This is a genomic window from Kitasatospora sp. NPDC059812, assembly GCF_042732075.1.
GTDB lineage: Bacteria > Actinomycetota > Actinomycetes > Streptomycetales > Streptomycetaceae > Kitasatospora.
The window spans coordinates 1893-16398 of sequence record NZ_JBHWIO010000068.1 but is presented as its reverse complement, the minus strand read 5'-3'; the positions used below and the strand labels follow the sequence as shown (position 1 = coordinate 16398).

General features: G+C 74.4%; 17 protein-coding genes. 5 read left to right on the top strand and 12 right to left on the bottom strand.

Features of this window, described 5'->3' with window-relative positions; translation table 11 throughout:
* Positions 1 to 119: 119 nt before the first annotated feature.
* Positions 120 to 1787, bottom strand: a complete 1668-nt coding sequence (locus ACFV6D_RS28105) for an HtaA domain-containing protein (RefSeq protein ID WP_380561546.1) — start codon at positions 1785 to 1787, stop codon at positions 120 to 122.
* A 57-nt stretch (positions 1788 to 1844) separates the two neighbouring features.
* On the bottom strand, positions 1845 to 3407 hold the full coding sequence (locus tag ACFV6D_RS28100; protein ID WP_380561544.1) for an HtaA domain-containing protein: 1563 nt from the start codon (positions 3405 to 3407) through the stop codon (positions 1845 to 1847).
* Between the two features lie 185 nt (positions 3408 to 3592).
* On the opposite strand from ACFV6D_RS28100, the gene ACFV6D_RS28095 reads away from it, so the two are divergent.
* Genes ACFV6D_RS28095 through ACFV6D_RS28085 form a run of 3 tightly spaced genes read left to right on the top strand, consistent with a single transcriptional unit; the run spans position 3593 to position 6488 of the window.
* Positions 3593 to 4618, top strand: coding sequence for a hemin ABC transporter substrate-binding protein (locus tag ACFV6D_RS28095; protein ID WP_380561543.1), 1026 nt, complete (start codon positions 3593 to 3595; stop codon positions 4616 to 4618).
* Positions 4615 to 5676, top strand: coding sequence for an iron ABC transporter permease (locus ACFV6D_RS28090; RefSeq protein ID WP_363376743.1), 1062 nt, complete (start codon positions 4615 to 4617; stop codon positions 5674 to 5676). The genes ACFV6D_RS28095 and ACFV6D_RS28090 overlap by 4 nt, the downstream gene beginning before the upstream one ends.
* Positions 5673 to 6488, top strand: coding sequence for a heme ABC transporter ATP-binding protein (locus tag ACFV6D_RS28085; protein WP_380561541.1), 816 nt, complete (start codon positions 5673 to 5675; stop codon positions 6486 to 6488). The genes ACFV6D_RS28090 and ACFV6D_RS28085 overlap by 4 nt, the downstream gene beginning before the upstream one ends.
* Before the next feature lie 87 nt (positions 6489 to 6575).
* Here the strand turns inward: ACFV6D_RS28085 and ACFV6D_RS28080 are convergent, their stop codons facing one another.
* From ACFV6D_RS28080 to ACFV6D_RS28070, 3 genes are all read right to left on the bottom strand, one after another.
* Positions 6576 to 6785, bottom strand: coding sequence for a dodecin (locus tag ACFV6D_RS28080; RefSeq protein WP_063348261.1), 210 nt, complete (start codon positions 6783 to 6785; stop codon positions 6576 to 6578).
* A 183-nt stretch (positions 6786 to 6968) separates the two neighbouring features.
* Positions 6969 to 7931 (bottom strand): asparaginase, encoded by a 963-nt coding sequence (locus ACFV6D_RS28075; RefSeq protein WP_380561539.1) that lies wholly within the window; start codon positions 7929 to 7931, stop codon positions 6969 to 6971.
* Between the two features lie 62 nt (positions 7932 to 7993).
* On the bottom strand, positions 7994 to 8614 hold the full coding sequence (locus ACFV6D_RS28070) for an ABC transporter substrate-binding protein (RefSeq protein ID WP_380341865.1): 621 nt from the start codon (positions 8612 to 8614) through the stop codon (positions 7994 to 7996).
* Positions 8615 to 9069: 455 nt separating this feature from the next.
* Here ACFV6D_RS28070 and dtd point away from each other — a divergent pair, with 455 nt between their 5' ends.
* Positions 9070 to 9510 (top strand): D-aminoacyl-tRNA deacylase, encoded by a 441-nt coding sequence (gene dtd, locus ACFV6D_RS28065; RefSeq protein WP_063348263.1) that lies wholly within the window; start codon positions 9070 to 9072, stop codon positions 9508 to 9510.
* Positions 9511 to 9529: 19 nt separating this feature from the next.
* Here dtd and ACFV6D_RS28060 read toward each other — a convergent pair whose 3' ends face one another.
* From ACFV6D_RS28060 to ACFV6D_RS28050, 3 genes are all read right to left on the bottom strand, one after another.
* The gene (locus ACFV6D_RS28060) at positions 9530 to 10492 is read right to left on the bottom strand and encodes a folate-binding protein YgfZ (protein WP_063348264.1); all 963 of its coding nucleotides are present in this window, start codon (positions 10490 to 10492) and stop codon (positions 9530 to 9532) included.
* A 10-nt stretch (positions 10493 to 10502) separates the two neighbouring features.
* Positions 10503 to 10967, bottom strand: a complete 465-nt coding sequence (locus tag ACFV6D_RS28055) for a transcriptional repressor (protein WP_363376753.1) — start codon at positions 10965 to 10967, stop codon at positions 10503 to 10505.
* Positions 10968 to 11073: 106 nt separating this feature from the next.
* Entirely contained in the window at positions 11074 to 11676 is a 603-nt protein-coding gene (locus ACFV6D_RS28050) for an FABP family protein (RefSeq protein WP_063348266.1), read from the bottom strand.
* Positions 11677 to 12024: 348 nt separating this feature from the next.
* Here ACFV6D_RS28050 and ACFV6D_RS28045 point away from each other — a divergent pair, with 348 nt between their 5' ends.
* Positions 12025 to 12387: a DsrE family protein gene (locus ACFV6D_RS28045; protein WP_063348267.1), complete on the top strand. Its 363-nt coding sequence runs from the start codon at positions 12025 to 12027 to the stop codon at positions 12385 to 12387.
* Between the two features lie 3 nt (positions 12388 to 12390).
* Here ACFV6D_RS28045 and ACFV6D_RS28040 read toward each other — a convergent pair whose 3' ends face one another.
* The 4 genes from ACFV6D_RS28040 to ACFV6D_RS28025 form a co-directional block, all read right to left on the bottom strand.
* Positions 12391 to 12663, bottom strand: a complete 273-nt coding sequence (locus ACFV6D_RS28040) for a DUF3099 domain-containing protein (protein WP_079135696.1) — start codon at positions 12661 to 12663, stop codon at positions 12391 to 12393.
* 100 nt (positions 12664 to 12763) lie between these two features.
* A complete protein-coding gene (locus ACFV6D_RS28035; RefSeq protein WP_030059605.1) occupies positions 12764 to 13054 on the bottom strand; it encodes a DUF1416 domain-containing protein in 291 nt (96 codons plus the stop codon).
* Between the two features lie 38 nt (positions 13055 to 13092).
* On the bottom strand, positions 13093 to 13929 hold the full coding sequence (locus ACFV6D_RS28030; protein ID WP_063351213.1) for a sulfurtransferase: 837 nt from the start codon (positions 13927 to 13929) through the stop codon (positions 13093 to 13095).
* A gap of 232 nt (positions 13930 to 14161) precedes the next feature.
* The gene (locus tag ACFV6D_RS28025) at positions 14162 to 14242 is read right to left on the bottom strand and encodes an Ms5788A family Cys-rich leader peptide (protein ID WP_350517234.1); all 81 of its coding nucleotides are present in this window, start codon (positions 14240 to 14242) and stop codon (positions 14162 to 14164) included.
* Between the last annotated feature and the right edge of the window lie 264 nt (positions 14243 to 14506).

Genomic DNA, 14506 nt, shown 5'->3' with positions numbered 1-14506 from the left:
GCGCGATTCGGGTGGGCCCCCGTCTTGTCTCCCGTTCGCCCGCCCCCGCGGGGGGCCCCAACCCCCGGGGCCCGCGGTTGGTTTGCGCCGCGGGGGCCGTCGCGCGTCCCGGGGGTGCGTCAGGAGCGCGCGCCGCGCCGGGTGCGCACCAGCACGGTGGCGCTGCCGCCGACCAGCAGCAGACCGGCTGCGGTGGCCAGCAGCGGGACCACCGGGGTCTGCGAACCGGTGGCGGCCAGCACGCCGCCCGCACCGCCCGCAGCGCCCGCACCGGTCAGGCCGCCGCCGGTGGTCAGCGAGGCGCCGCCGACCGTACCGGTGCCCGAACCCTGGCCTCCGGCAGGCTGGTTGGCGCCGCCAGTACCGGCGCCGGCACCGGACCCGGCGGTCGGCGGGGTGGCCGGCAGCTTGGCGTCCTTGTCGAACGCCAGGGTGGCGCTGACCGGGTCCAGGACCGTGCCCGCCGGGTAGTTGGAGAACACCGGGACGCCCTCGGCGGTGAGCGTGGCCGGGACGCCGGAGAGCGTCACCACGCCGTTGACCGGCTTCAGGGCGGAGGCGGGCACGTCCAGCTTGGCGATCCGCGCGCCGCTCAGCGACGTCGCCTTGCCGTCGGGGGACTTGCCGTTCACGTCGGCGGTCAGGAAGGCGCCGCCCTGGTCGATCGTCAGGCCCAGCTTGGAGAGCGTGGTGTCGAGCGCCCAGCCGTCCTTGCCCGGGTGGCCGAGGAAGCGGACCGAGCCGTCGAACGCGGCGGTCAGCGAGTGGTCGGCGGTGTTGTAGCCGCCGGTGGCGCCGCCGAAGCGGTAGTCGGCCGCGCCGCCGCCGAACTCGACCTTGCCGCTCGCCATCGGGGTGGCCAGGTACGCGCGGAAGCTCTCCTTGACCTTCCAGTCGAGGGTGCCGTTCAGCACGGGCAGCCGGCCGGGGGCACCGGTGGGCGCCGGGGTCCCGGTCGCGGACGGGGTGGCGCTCGCGGACGGCGAGGCGGTGGCGCTCGGCGACTGCGTCGCGGACGGCGTCGTGGTGGCCGACGACGTGGCGGAGGGCGTGGCCGACGGCGTGCCGGTGGCGGACGGCGAGGCGGTCGGCGTGCCCGTGGCGGTCGGGGTCGATGTCGGGGTCGGGGCCGTCGGCGAAGCGGTGGCGGTCGCCGTGGCCGTCGGCGACGGCGTCGCCGGGCTCTGCTTCAGCAGCAGCGACAGCGGGTCCATGTCCGTCCCGGCCGTGTAGAAGCCCGCGAAGGCCTTGGCGCCCTGCTCGGTCAGCTTCGCCGCCGTCGGCACCCCGGTGGTGGTGTCCCGCCCGACGGTGAACGTCACCAGCGGCACGTCGTCCCGTCGGGTGACCTCGGTGGCCCCCATCGACTCCTTGGACGCGGTGTCGGCGGTGAGCGTGCCGGTCGTCCCGGCGGTGGTGACCTTGAGGTCGCTGAGGGCGACGTCCAGCGCGCCGTGGTGGGCGGTGAAGCGGACCCCGCCGGTGAAGGAGGAGCTCAGCGCGTGGGTGGCGAGGTCGTACGTGGCGTTCGCCAGGCCGAAGTGGAAGGTGCCGTCGGCGTTGGTGGTGGCGCCGCCGGTCAGTTCGATAGCGCCGCCCTGGGAGGCCGGGCCGCTGACGTAGCTGCGGAAGCTGGCCTTCACGCCCCAGTCCAGCGCGCCGGTGTCGTACGTGACGCTGCCGGGGCCGCCCGCGCCGAAGGCCAGTGCGGGGGCGCCGAGGGCGGTCAGGCCGAGGCCGGCGGTGGCGGCCGCGAGGGCGGCCAGCCGGGTGCGGTTGCGGGACATGGTGGGTACTCCGTTCGGATGGGGCGGGGGGAGGGAGCGGGGGGACGCTCCGGGGTGTCAGGCCGCGTCGCCGGGGCCCGGCGCATCGCCGGGGCCGCCGTCAGCGCCCGCGCCCGACGCGGCGGCCGCGCGGCGGCGCCGGACGAGCAGGCCGCCGGTCACGGCGAGCGCGGCCACCAGCACGGCGCCGCCGGCCACGGCCGCCACCGGGAAGCCGCCCGGGGAGGAGGAGGCGACGGGCGCGGCGGAGGGGCTGGTGGCGGGGGTCGCGGTGGCGCTCGGCGCGGTGGCCGGGGCGCTGCCGAGGTCGGGCAGCGGGGGCAGCGCCGCGGCCGGGTCGAGCGCGACGGCGAAGCTCAGCGGGTCCATCTCGGTGCCGGCCGGGTAGAGGCCGCCGAAGGCCTTGGCGCCGCCCTCGGTGAGCTTCAGCGGCACCTCGACGGCCTTCAGCAGGCCGCCCTCGGGCTTGAGGCCGGCCGGGTCGAAGGCGCCCAGCTCGACGCCGGTGAGCTGCTGGGTGGCGCCGTCCGGGGTCCGGCCGGAGACGTCCGCGACCAGTCGGCCCTGGCCGCCGGCCACGGTGACGCCCGGGTTGGCGAGGGTGAGGTCCAGGCCGTAGGTGTCGCCGCTGCGCAGGCCGGTGAAGCGCACGGTGCCGGTGAAGGCGGCGGTGAGGTCGCCGTTGGCGGGGTCGTAGCCGCCCTTGGCCGGGGTCCAGCGGAAGTAGGCGCCGCCGTCCGCCGCGCCGGCGCCGAGTTCCCAGCGGCCCTGGGCGATCGCGCCGGTGACGTAGTCGCGGAAGGTGCGGCGCACGCCCCAGTCGAGGGCGCCGTTGGCGAACTCGGTCCTGGCGGGGGCCTGGGCGCCGGGCGGGGTGGTCGGGGTCTCGGCGGACGGGGTCTCGGCGGTCGCCGACGGCGTCGGCACGGCGGCCGCCGAGGGGGTGGCCGCGGCGGTCGGCGACGGGGCCGGCGAAGTCGGCTGCGCGGCGGGCAGGTTGACCGAGAGGGTGAGCGGGTCCAGGGCCGTCCCGGCGGGGTAGAAGTTGCCGAAGGCCTTGGCCCCGGCGTCGGTGAGGGTGCCCGGCACGTTGCTGAGCGTCAGGGTGCCGGCCGCGCCGCGCAGGTCGACGCCAGCCAGTGAGAGCTCGGCCAGTTTGGCCTGGCTTGCGCTGCTGACCTGCCCGGTGTCCTTGGACTTGCTGCTGACGTCGGCGTACAGCCCGGCCGCGCCGCCCTGGACGGCCCGGACGGTGAGCCGGGCGAGGCTCAGGTCGAGCGCGTTGGCGCCGTTCTCCTGGTGCCCGGTGAACCGGACCCCGCCGGAGAAGGCGGCGGTCAGCGCACCGGTCGCCGGGTCGTAGCCGCCGGTCGCGGAGTGGAACCGGAAGGTGCTGCCGCCGACCGTGGCCGCGCCGCCGTTGAGCGTCCAACTCCCCTTGGCGATGGGGCCGGTGATGTACGTCAGGAAGGACTGCTTGATGCCCCAGTCCAGCCGCCCGCCGGCGACCTTGCCCTCCGCCGCGTGCGCCGGGCCGGGTGAGAGGCCCACCGCCAGCAGGGCGGCGAGGGCGGCCACCAGGGTGGCGGCCAGACGGCGGAGCCGGCTGGACAGGGGCACGGCGGATCACTCCTCGGCGGGGTGCGGTCAGTGGTGGTGAAGGACGCGGCAAGGGAGGGGTCGGGCGTGGCGCCGACCCCCTTGCGGAACTCAGGTAAGGCTAACCTAATATATGAGTCAAGAGTCCCGCCGCAACCCCTCCACCAGGACCGGAGCGGCGACAACTCCCATCGAAGGGAAGCGCGTTGAGCAGCAGTACGATCCGAACCGGGGCGGCCCGCGGGCCCGCCCTCCTGCTGCTCGCCCTCGGCCTGCTGCTCGCCCTCACCGCCTGCGGCCCGTCCGGCACCACCACCGGAGCGGCCGCGGCGAGCTCCTCCCGGGCCCCCGACGCGGTCGAGCCGCTGCCCGTCGAACCCGTCCCGCAGCTCCCGGCCACCACCACCTCCGTCGACGGCCGCCAGGTCACCGTCACCAGCGCCGAGCGGATCATCCCGCTCAACGGCAGCCTCTCCGAGCTGGTGTTCAGCCTCGGCCTCGGCCCCAAGGTGGTCGCCCGGGACGTCTCCACCACCTTCCAGCAGGCCACCGCCCTGCCGGTGATCACCCAGGCCCACGACGTGTCCGCCGAGGGCGTGCTGTCGCTGCGCCCCACCGTCGTCCTCGCCGACCGCTCCACCGGCCCGGCCGAGGCCATCGCGCAGATCCGCGCGGCCGGCGTCCCGCTGCTCGTCCTGGACGACGCCAAGCGGCTCGCCGACGTCGGCCCGCGCATCGACACCGTCGCCGCCGCCCTCGGAGTCCCGGACGCCGGACGGCAGTTGAAGGAGCGCACCGAACAGCGGATCAACGAGGCCAGGGCCGCCGCCCCGGCCGCCGCCCGCCACCCCAAGGTCGCCTTCCTCTACCTGCGCGGCAGCGCCTCCGTCTACCTGCTCGGCGGGCCCGCCTCCGGAGCCGGCTCGCTGATCGAGGCGGTCGGCGGCCAGGACGCCGGCACCGCCGCCGGCCTCACCGGCGACTTCACCCCGCTCACCAGCGAGGCCCTGGTCAAGGCCGCGCCCGACGCCATCCTGGTGATGAGCAAGGGCCTGGACTCGGTCGGCGGCGTCGACGGCCTGCTCAAGCTGCCCGGCGTCGCCCAGACCCCGGCCGGCCTCGACCGCCGGATCGTCTCGATCGAGGACGGCCAACTGCTCAGCTACGGCCCGCGCACCCCCCAGGTGCTCCGCGAGATCGCCGCCCAGCTCTACCCGGCGGACGCCAAGTGACCACCGCCGTACGGGCGAAGACCGCGCCCGCCGTCAGCAGGACCACCCTGATCACCGCCGGGCTCGCCGCCGCCCTGGTGCTCTGCGCCCTGCTCGCCGCCGGCATCGGCGCCTACCGCATCCCGCTCGGCGACATCCTGGCCTCCGCCGCCCACCGGCTCGGCCTCGGCGGGCACGCCCTGGACCGGGTGCCCGAGTCGGTGCTGTGGAACGTCCGGCTCCCCCGGGTGGTGCTCGCCCTGCTGGTCGGCGGCTCGCTCGGCTGCGCCGGGGCGCTGATGCAGGGCGTGTTCGGCAACCCGCTGGCCGAGCCCGCCGTGATCGGTGTCTCCTCGGGCGGCGCGGTCGGCGCGGTGGCCTGCATCGTGCTCGGCCTGGACGCCCTCGGCAGCTGGACGATCACCGCCTTCGCCTTCGCCAGCGGCCTGCTGACCGTCTTCGCGGTGTACCTGATGGCCCGCTCCGGCGGACGCACCGAGGTGGTCACGCTGATCCTCACCGGGGTCGCCGTGAACGCCTTCTGCGGCGCGCTGATCGGGATCTTCCTGTTCACCGCCGACTCCGCCGCGATCAGCCAGGTCACCTTCTGGCAGCTCGGCTCGCTCGCCCAGGCCACCTGGGGCAAGGTGCTCGCCGTCCTGCCGTTCGCCGCCGTCGGCCTGGCCGTCGCCCCGCTGTACGCCCGCAAGCTGGACCTGCTGGCCCTCGGCGAACGCCCGGCCCGCCACCTCGGGGTGGACGTCGAGCGGATGCGGCTGGTGCTGATCACCGTCGTCGCGCTGCTCACCGCCGCGGCCGTCGCGGTCAGCGGCATCATCGGCTTCGTCGGACTGGTCGTCCCGCACCTGCTGCGGATGCTGGCCGGGCCCGGCCACCGCTTCCTGCTGCCCGCCTCGGCGCTCGGCGGCGCGCTGGTCCTGGTGGCCGCCGACCTCGCCGCCCGCACCGTCGCCGAGCCGGCCGAGCTGCCGCTCGGGGTGCTCACCGCACTGATCGGCAGTCCGTTCTTCTTCTGGCTGCTGCGCCGTACCAGGAGCAGGCAGGGAGGCTGGGCATGAGATTGCGAACCCCCCGGGAGGCGCCCGAACGGCCCCTGCCCGGAAGCGAGTTGCTGACCGCCGAGACCGTCCGGCTGACCATCGGCGGGCGCGCCCTGCTGGACGGCGCGTCGGTGCGGGTCGCCGCCGGAGAGGTGGTCGCGCTGCTCGGGCCGAACGGCGCCGGCAAGTCCACCCTGCTGTCCGTCCTGGCCGGCGACGTCCGTCCGGACGGCGGCGAGGTCCGGCTGCGCGGCCGCCCGCTGGCCGGCTACGGCGCCGCCGAGCTCGCCCTGCACCGCGCGCTGCTGCCGCAGTCCGCCGCGCTGTCCTTCCCGTTCCCCGCCGACGAGGTGGTCCGGATGGGCCGCGCCCCCTGGACCGGCACGGCCGCCGCCGCCGAGGACGAGGCCGTGGTCGCCGAGGCGATGGCCGCCACCGAGTCCGCCGCCTTCGCCGGGCGCCCGTTCACCGCGCTGTCCGGCGGCGAGCGGGCCCGGGTGGCGCTGGCCCGGGTGCTGGCCCAGCGCGCCCCGCTGCTGCTGCTGGACGAGCCGACCGCCGCCCTCGACCTGCGCCACCAGGAGCTGGTGCTGCGGGTCGCCCGGGAGCGCGCCGCCGCCGGGGACGGCGTGGTCGTGGTGCTGCACGACCTGTCCCTGGCGGCGGCCTACGCGGACCGGGTGGTGCTGCTGAACGCCGGGTCGACGGTCGCGGACGGGCCGGTCGCCGAGGTGCTGCGCGCCCCGCTGCTCAGCGAGGTGTACGGCCACCCGGTCGAGGTGCTGGCGCACCCGCGCACCGGGGTGCCGCTGGTGCTGCCCGAACGCTGACCGGGCGGCCGGGGCCGGCGGCGGGGCTGTGGAGCGGGGCTGCGGGACGGGCTGCGAGCGGGCCTGGGCCGGGCCGCGGAAGCGGGCTCAGTCCTCCAGCCGGAAGCCGAGCTTCAGTCCGACCTGGTAGTGCTTCACCCCGCCGTCCTCCAGGTGGCCCCGGACCTGCGTCACCTCGAACCAGTCGAGGTTGCGCAGCGTCCGGGAGGCCCGCTCCACCCCGTTGCGGATCGCGGCGTCGACGCTCTCGGTCGAGGATCCGACGATCTCGGTCACCCGGTACACGTGGTCAGTCATGGCGGACTCCCTCAGCTGTGCGACGGCCCCCGGTCCACCGTGCACCGCCGCTGCTCCGCCCGCACGCCGACGGCCGCCTCCGGCCGCCCCGCATCCCCTGGAAGGCCGCTGCCAGGCCCCTTGCAGGCCGCGGCGGGCCCCGGGGAGGCCCCTTGCGGGCTCCCGGGAGGCCGTGGGAGGCCGCTAGAAGGCCGCCCGCACCTGCCCGACCGGGGCGCCGCCGCCCAGCAGCGGGGCCGCCCCGATCCGCTCGACGGTCTCGTCCGCGCCGGTCACCCCGAGCCGGCGCAGTGCGGCCGCCAGCACCGGGCCGCGGGCCCGCTCGCCGCCGTCGTCGATCTTGAAGGCGAGCGCCCGCCCGTCCGGCAGCGCCACCACCTGGACGGCCTCGGCGCCCATCTTGGACAGCGCGCCGGGGACGGCCCGCATCAGCCAGGTGTCGGCCCGGCGGGTGCCGGCCACGTACTCGGGGTGGGCGCGCATCGCGTCGGCCACCCGACGGGGCGCCGTGCCCTCGGCGGCCAGCACCAGGCCGCGGTAGCCGCGTGCCAGGCCGGTCAGCGTGACGGCCAGCAGCGGCGCGCCGCAGCCGTCCACCCCGGCGTGCGTGGCGGTCTCGCCGGTGCCCTCCTCCAAGGCCTCGCGGGCCAGCAGCTGGATCGGGTGCCCGGGGTCGAGGTAGCTCGCGGTGTCCCAGCCGTTGGCGACGCAGGCGGCGAGCCAGCCGGCGTGCTTGCCGGAGCAGTCCATCAGGACGGGGGCGCGGCGGCCGCCGGAGCCGAGCAGCAGTTCCGCCTCGGTCTCGTCCAGCGGGAGGTCGGCCGGGGTGCGCAGGGCGGACTCGTCGAGCCCGGCGGAGCTCAGGATGGCCCGGACAGCGTCGAGGTGAAACGATTCTGCGGAGTGGCTGGAGGCGGCCAGCGCCAGCAGCTCGCCCTCGATCGCCAGCCCGGCCCGCAGCGTGGCCACCGCCTGGAACGGCTTGGCGGTCGACCGGGGGAAGACCGGAACATCGGGGTCGCCGAGCGCGAACTCCACCGAGCCGTCGGCGGCGAGCAGCACCAGGGAGCCGTGGTGGCGGCCCTCGGTGAAGCCCGAGCGTATGACCTCGGCGAGGACGACGGGCGGGGTGGCGGACTGGGACATGGCGGGAGCCTTCCGGGGGTGAGGGTGGACCGGGCCCCGCCCGCCCGTGGTACCTCACCCGGTCAGAGCGGCCCCCCTGCGAGCAGGTCCTCGACCCGTGCTTCCCCATCACGGTACCTGCGGGTGATCTCCGCGCTGCAACCGTCGGCCGTCCGCAGCAGCCGCTGCCGCCGCCCGGACACCTCGCGCTCGTGCGCGCGCAGCCGCTCCAGCGCGGCCAGCAGCTCCTCCGCCGGGTGCGCGGCCAGGTCGGCGAGCTGGACGTCCCCCATCAGCTCGGCCGCCTCCAGCTGGGACTCGTGGCCGCGTGGCGGCCCGAGCGTGACGTGCCGGGCCGAGCGCCGCACGGTGGAGGGCGCGTCGGTCAGGATGGCCGGGAGGCGGTCCAGCAGGTCGCCGGGGGGCCCGTCGGCGCCGCCTGCCCCGGGCGGTCCGGCCGGCCGGGGCGGGCCGCCGGGCCGGCGGTCGAGTTCGGCGCGCAGGATGTCCATCCGCCCGTGCAGCAGCCGCCGCAGGTAGGAGAGGTCGGCCTCCTGCTCCAGGGTCTCCCGGCGCAGGATCCGCAGCTGGTCCAGGCCCAGCCGCTCCAGGTCGGGCTCTATCGCCGTGCCCAGGGCCCCGGCGCCCCCGGCGACCTCCGCCACGTGCCCGGACCGGTCCCACGCCGCGCTGCTCGCGTCCATCAACCAACCCACCTGCCGTCGTCCGATCCCGCCCGCTCGCGGCACTGCGTCCCTGCCGCCGGTCCGGCCCGTCCCCCGACGGGCTCACGCGTCCCGTCCGTTGGCACGCCCGGCCACCCCCGAAGGTTCCGGTTCCCGGCCGCAACCACCCACCGGGGCGATGCCGCCAGAACGCCTGACCTACCGGCTCGACCTCCCGGCCGAGCCCGGCCCGGTGCGGCGGACCATATGGCGCGCCGGGCCCTCCGTACGGTCCACCAGCGTGCCACCCCGCCCGGCGCGGGCGCACCGCCCGTGCACCCGAACGGCCCCCTGGCGAACGGGGGTGGCTGATATGACCGGACCTTTCCGCAGGAAGAGCGGCGCCCGACCCCGCGCAGGCGTGCACCACCCAGCGTGCACCACCTGCACACGCGCCCCTCCCGCACGCCCCGGGCCTCCGGCACAATGGCGGCATGCGAGCAGTGGTGCAGCGAGTGACCGAGGCCAGGGTGACCGTGGCCGGAGAGACCGTCGGCGCGATCGAGGGGCCCGGGCTCTGCGTCCTGGTCGGCGTCACCCACGAGGACACCCCGGCCAAGGCGGCCCAACTGGCCCGCAAACTGTGGACGCTGCGGCTGCTGCCCGCCGACGACGAGGGCGTCGAGCAGTCCTGCTCCGACCTCGGGGCCCCGCTGCTGGTGATCAGCCAGTTCACCCTCTACGGCGACGCCCGCAAGGGCCGCCGCCCGACCTGGAACGCCGCCGCCCCCGGCCCGGTCGCCGAGCCCCTGGTGGACGAGGTGGTCGCCCAACTGCGCGCGCTCGGCGCCAAGGTGGAGACGGGCCGGTTCGGCGCCGACATGCAGGTGGCGCTGGTGAACGACGGCCCGTTCACCGTCCTCGTGGAGGTCTGACCGCAGCCGGGCGCACGGGCTACTGCGGGACGATCACGTCCTGGGTGCCCGGCACCGTCCCGGCCAGCAGCACCGCGTCCACCGGGACGTTCCGCTTGACGATCGCCAGCGCGATCGGCCCCAGCTCGTGGTGGCGGGCCGAGGAGGTGACGAAGCCGAGCGGGCGCCCGTCCGGCTCTGCGGCCAGCCGCACCTGCGTCCCGTGCGGGGGCAGCGTCTCCTCGGTGCCGTCCAGGTGCAGGAAGACCAGGCGGCGCGGCGGCCGGCCCAGGTTGTGCACCCGGGCGACGGTCTCCTGTCCGCGGTAGCAGCCCTTCTGCAGGTGGACGGCGGTGCGCAGCCAGTCCACCTCGTGCGGGATGGTCCGGTGGTCGGTCTCGAAGCCCAGCCGCGGCCGGTGGCCCTCGATCCGCAGCGCCTCGTACGCCCAGACCCCCGCCGCCGGGCCGTACCCGGCGGTCAGCTTCGCCAGCTCGGCGCGCGGCACGAACAGGTCTCGCCCGTACGGGAGTTCGCGCACCGCCGCGACGCCCTCGACGGAGGCTGTGGAGCCCGCCGGCAGGTGCACCACGGCGTACTCGGCGGTCGCGTCGGCGACCTCCACCCGGTAGAAGAACTTCATGCTCTCCAGGTAGCCCAGCAGCGCCTCCTGGGTGCCCGGCTCGACGTGCGCCCAGGTGGTGGTGCCGTCGTCGACCAGGTAGAGCGCGTGCTCGACGTGCCCGTTCGGGGAGAGCACCAGCGCCTCGGTGGCCTCCTGCGGCGCCAGCGCGCTGACGTGCTGGGTGAGCAGCAGGTGCAGCCAGGCCAGGCGGTCCTGGCCGGTGACGGTGAGCACGCCGCGGTGCGAGAGGTCGACGAAGCCGGTGCCCTGCGCGAGGTTGCGTTGCTCGCGGAAGATGTCGCCGTAGTGGGCGGCGACGCCCTCGTCGGCGCCTTCGGCGGGGACGGCTCCGGGCAGGCTCAGCAGCGGGCTCTTCATACCGGCCAGCTTACGACCGGCCGTCCGCGAGCTTGGCGGTGCAGTCGGCGCAGCGGCCGAAGATGGCGAAGTGCTTGAGGTCGGTGTCGAATCCGTGCTGTTCGCGCAGGCTGCTGATCAGCGGCTCGGCGATCTCGGTGCCGGTCTCGGAGACCTTGTCGCAGTCCCGGCAGACCAGGTGCAGGTGGTGGTGGCGGCCGGCCAGGTGGTAGGTCGGGGCGCCGTGGCCGAGGTGGGCGTGCGAGACCAGGCCGAGTTCCTCCAGCAGCTCCAGGGTCCGGTAGACGGTGGAAATGTTGACGCCGCTCGCGGTCTGCCGGACGTGGCAGAGGATCTCGTCGGGGGTGGCGTGGTCGAGGCGGTCGACGGCTTCGAGTACGAGCTGCCGCTGCGGGGTCAGCCGGTAGCCGCGTTCGCGCAGGTCGGCCTTCCAGTCGCCGGAGAGCTGCCAGTCGGTGGTGCCGGTGTCCGCCACGGTGCTGTCCCTGCCAAGGTCGGGGGTCCTGAGGCAAGTGTAGGGACCGGCCGGCGGCCGGTCCCTACCTCACGCGAAAGCCGTACCGCTCAGCGGAGCGCCGGGCTCACTTGAAGAACGCGATGCCGTCGTCCGGCAGGTCGTTGATGTCCTTGATCAGCTGGGCCGGGCTGAGCACCTTCTTCAGCTGGGCCGACATGTACGGGCGCAGCGGCACGTTCGGGGCGGCCTTCTCGCCGACCCAGAGCAGCTCCTCGTTGACGAAGCCGTACAGCCGCTTGCCGCCCGAGTACTCCGGCGAGCCCTCGATCCGGGCGACCGCGTCCGTGGAGACGTCGATCTGCGGCTTGCCGTCGGCCAGCTCGCCGTACCAGATCTCCACGGTGCCGTCGTCGCGGACGGAGGAGATCTCGATCCCGCGGACGCCGCTGGTGCCGTCGTGGTTGCTGGTGATGCGCCAGAACGCGTGCTCGTTCTCCAGCGGACGGACCTTCTCGCCCTCGTTGTCCAGCACCCAGGTACGGGAGCGGAACTCCAGGAAGGGCCGGCCGTCGTGCCGGATCACGATCTCCTGGCCGAAGTTGCACTTCTCGGCGCCGGGGCCCTCTTCATCTGGCAACGGGGCGTAGACGCCCGCGCCCTCCCAGGTGCCGAGGAGGAAGGCGAGCGGGACGACGTCCTTGTGGAGGTCAGAGGGGATCTCGATCATGTTCCTGGTCGCTGTCGTCGTCGGTGTGGGCTGCCTCAACCGTACGGCAGGATCAGCGCTGGCCCTGGTAGAGCTTCATCACCGAGAAGATGGCGAACCAGGTGATCAGCACGGCCATGAGGGCCAGCAGACCGTCGAAGAAGATTTCCAGACCGGACACGGGTGGCTCCCAGGCGGCGACAGTGTGGTGGATTTTGCTGCCGCTCACTCTATCCGCCGGTCATCGGCCGGTCGCGGTGAGCCCCACCACGTCATCGTTCGCGCCGATTCTCCCCCGCCGTCCAAGGTTTCCCCAAGGGATCCTGGGATGACGGCGAGCGGGGGCCGCGAGCCCTCTAAGGTGGCGCCATGTCGAAGAAACTCGTCATCAAGGTCACCGCCGGGGCCGATGCGCCGGAGCGGTGTTCGCAGGCGTTCACCGTCGCGGCGGTGGCCGTCGCCAGCGGGATCGAGGTCTCGCTCTGGCTGACCGGGGAGTCCTCCTGGTTCGCCCTGCCGGGGCGGGCGGCGGAGTTCGAACTGCCGCACGCGGCACCGCTTCCGGACCTGCTGGAGGCGATCCTCGCGAGCGGCTCGGTGACGCTGTGCACCCAGTGTGCGGCCCGCCGGGGGATCGTGCAGCAGGACACCGTCGAGGGCGTCCGGATCGCGGGCGCGCAGGTCTTCGTCAGCGAGATCATGGCGGACAACGTCCAGGCACTCGTCTACTGACGCCTACGGGTGCTCCTCGTGGTCGGGGCGGTCCCGGTCGTGGCCGGGATCGTCCCACTTCGGGTCGTCCCAGCGCGGGTCGTTCCACCAGTCGTCGTCCGGGTCCCGCTTGTTGGCGAACACGGCGGCGGCCGGCGGGATCACCATCGCGACCACGCACATGCCGATCGCGGCGGGCACGGAGAAGAACCTCACCACGCCCCAGGCCAGCACGAACAGGCCCAGGCAGACGCCCATCAGGGCGAAGTAGTAGTGCCGCCGCCGCCTTGTCTGCACGCCTCCACGGTACGACCGAGGGCCCTGCCGCGGCAGGGCCCTCGGTGTACTTCGTCCGCGGATCTGGTGGATCGGGCGGATCAGGTGGATCGGGCGCCGATCAGACCGCGATCGCGACCTCGACGGCGGTGCCCTGGGAGGCCACCACCTGACGGTCCACGGTCTGGCCCGGCACCAGCGCGCGCAGGGTCCACTTGCCCGGGCGGGCGAAGAACCGGAACTGGCCGGTCGCCGAGGTGGGCACCTCGGCCGTGAACTCGCCCCCCTCGTCGAGCAGCCGGACGTAGCCGTTGACCGGCTCACCGTCGCGGGTCACCGAACCCTGGATGATCGTTTCGTTCGCCACGTCAACTCCTGCCAGGTCCGGGCCGCCGGCCTTCGCACCGCACATGTCTTGTCTTCCCTTCTGACGACGGTCGAGCCGCAGGCTCAGTTGCTGCCGAGCTCGATCGGCACGCCGACGAGGCTGCCGTACTCGGTCCACGAACCGTCGTAGTTCTTGACGTTCTCCTGGCCGAGCAGCTCGTGCAGGACGAACCAGGTGAGCGCGGAGCGCTCGCCGATGCGGCAGTAGGCGATGGTGTCCTTCGCCAGGTCGATGCCCTCGGCCTCGTACAGCGCCTTGAGCTCGTCGTCGCTCTTGAAGGTGCCGTCGTCGTTGGCGTTCTTGGCCCACGGGATGTTGCGGGCGCTCGGCACGTGGCCGGGGCGCTGCGACTGCTCCTGCGGGAGGTGCGCCGGGGCGAGCAGCTTGCCGGAGAACTCGTCGGGCGAACGGACGTCGACCAGGTTGAGCTGGCCGATGGCCGCGAGCACGTCGTCGCGGAAGGCGCGGATCGAGGAGTCGGCGGCCTGCGCCCGGTACTCGGTGGCCTCGCGGGCCGGCACCTCGGCGACCAGGTCGCGGGAGTCCAGCTCCCACTTCTTGCGGCCACCGTCCAGCAGGCGGACGTCACCGTGGCCGTACAGCTTGAAGTACCAGTAGGCGTACGAGGCGAACCAGTTGTTGTTGCCGCCGTAGAGCACGACGGTGTCGTCGTTGGCGATGCCCTTGGCGCTGAGCAGCGCGTCGAAGCCGGCCTGGTCGATGAAGTCGCGGCGGACCGGGTCCTGGAGGTCCTGCTTCCAGTCGATCCGGACGGCGTTGCGGATGTGGTTCTTGTCGTACGCGGAGGTGTCCTCGTCGACCTCGACGATGACGACCTTCGGGTCGTCCAGGTGGGCCTGGACCCAGTCGGCGTCGACCAGGACGTCGCTGCGGCTCATGGTGGTGTTCTCCATCCGAGGGCGGTGTGCGGAAGGTTCTGCTCGGGAGGTGCTGCCGGGTGCCCGGGCGACTGCGGTCCGAATTCCTGTCCGAATACTGGGACGAGGGTGGTGGTCCAGGCCGACCGGGCGGGGCGCTGCGGGGTGCGGCGGCGACGGCCGGCCGGGGTGGCCGGGCAAGGTCACCGGGAAAATCGGCGGCGGGCTTCAACTGCCCAGCCAAAACGCCGAGTTAGCGCATTCGACACAGACAGGCGGCCACGCGGCACAGGTCGACCGCCCGCCGCTTCGTGAGATCCGTCTGTCGCTTCATGTCGACGATGCTAGGGACACCGAAGGCCCGCTGTCATCAGCGTACCGAATACCGAGACCAGATAGACCGAATACTGAGATTTGACCCTTTCATGGCCTGCCGGGCAGCCGTCCCGTCCGAGACCGGCGGCCCCGGACGGCCCACAACGGGCGGAAACGACACCGCTCCGGGGGTCGGGGCGGGCCGCCGGGGGGCGGGGGGGGGCCCCCAACACAGGCGCTGGCCCGGGGGGGGGGGGGGTGGGGAGCGGGGGGGGGGACCCGG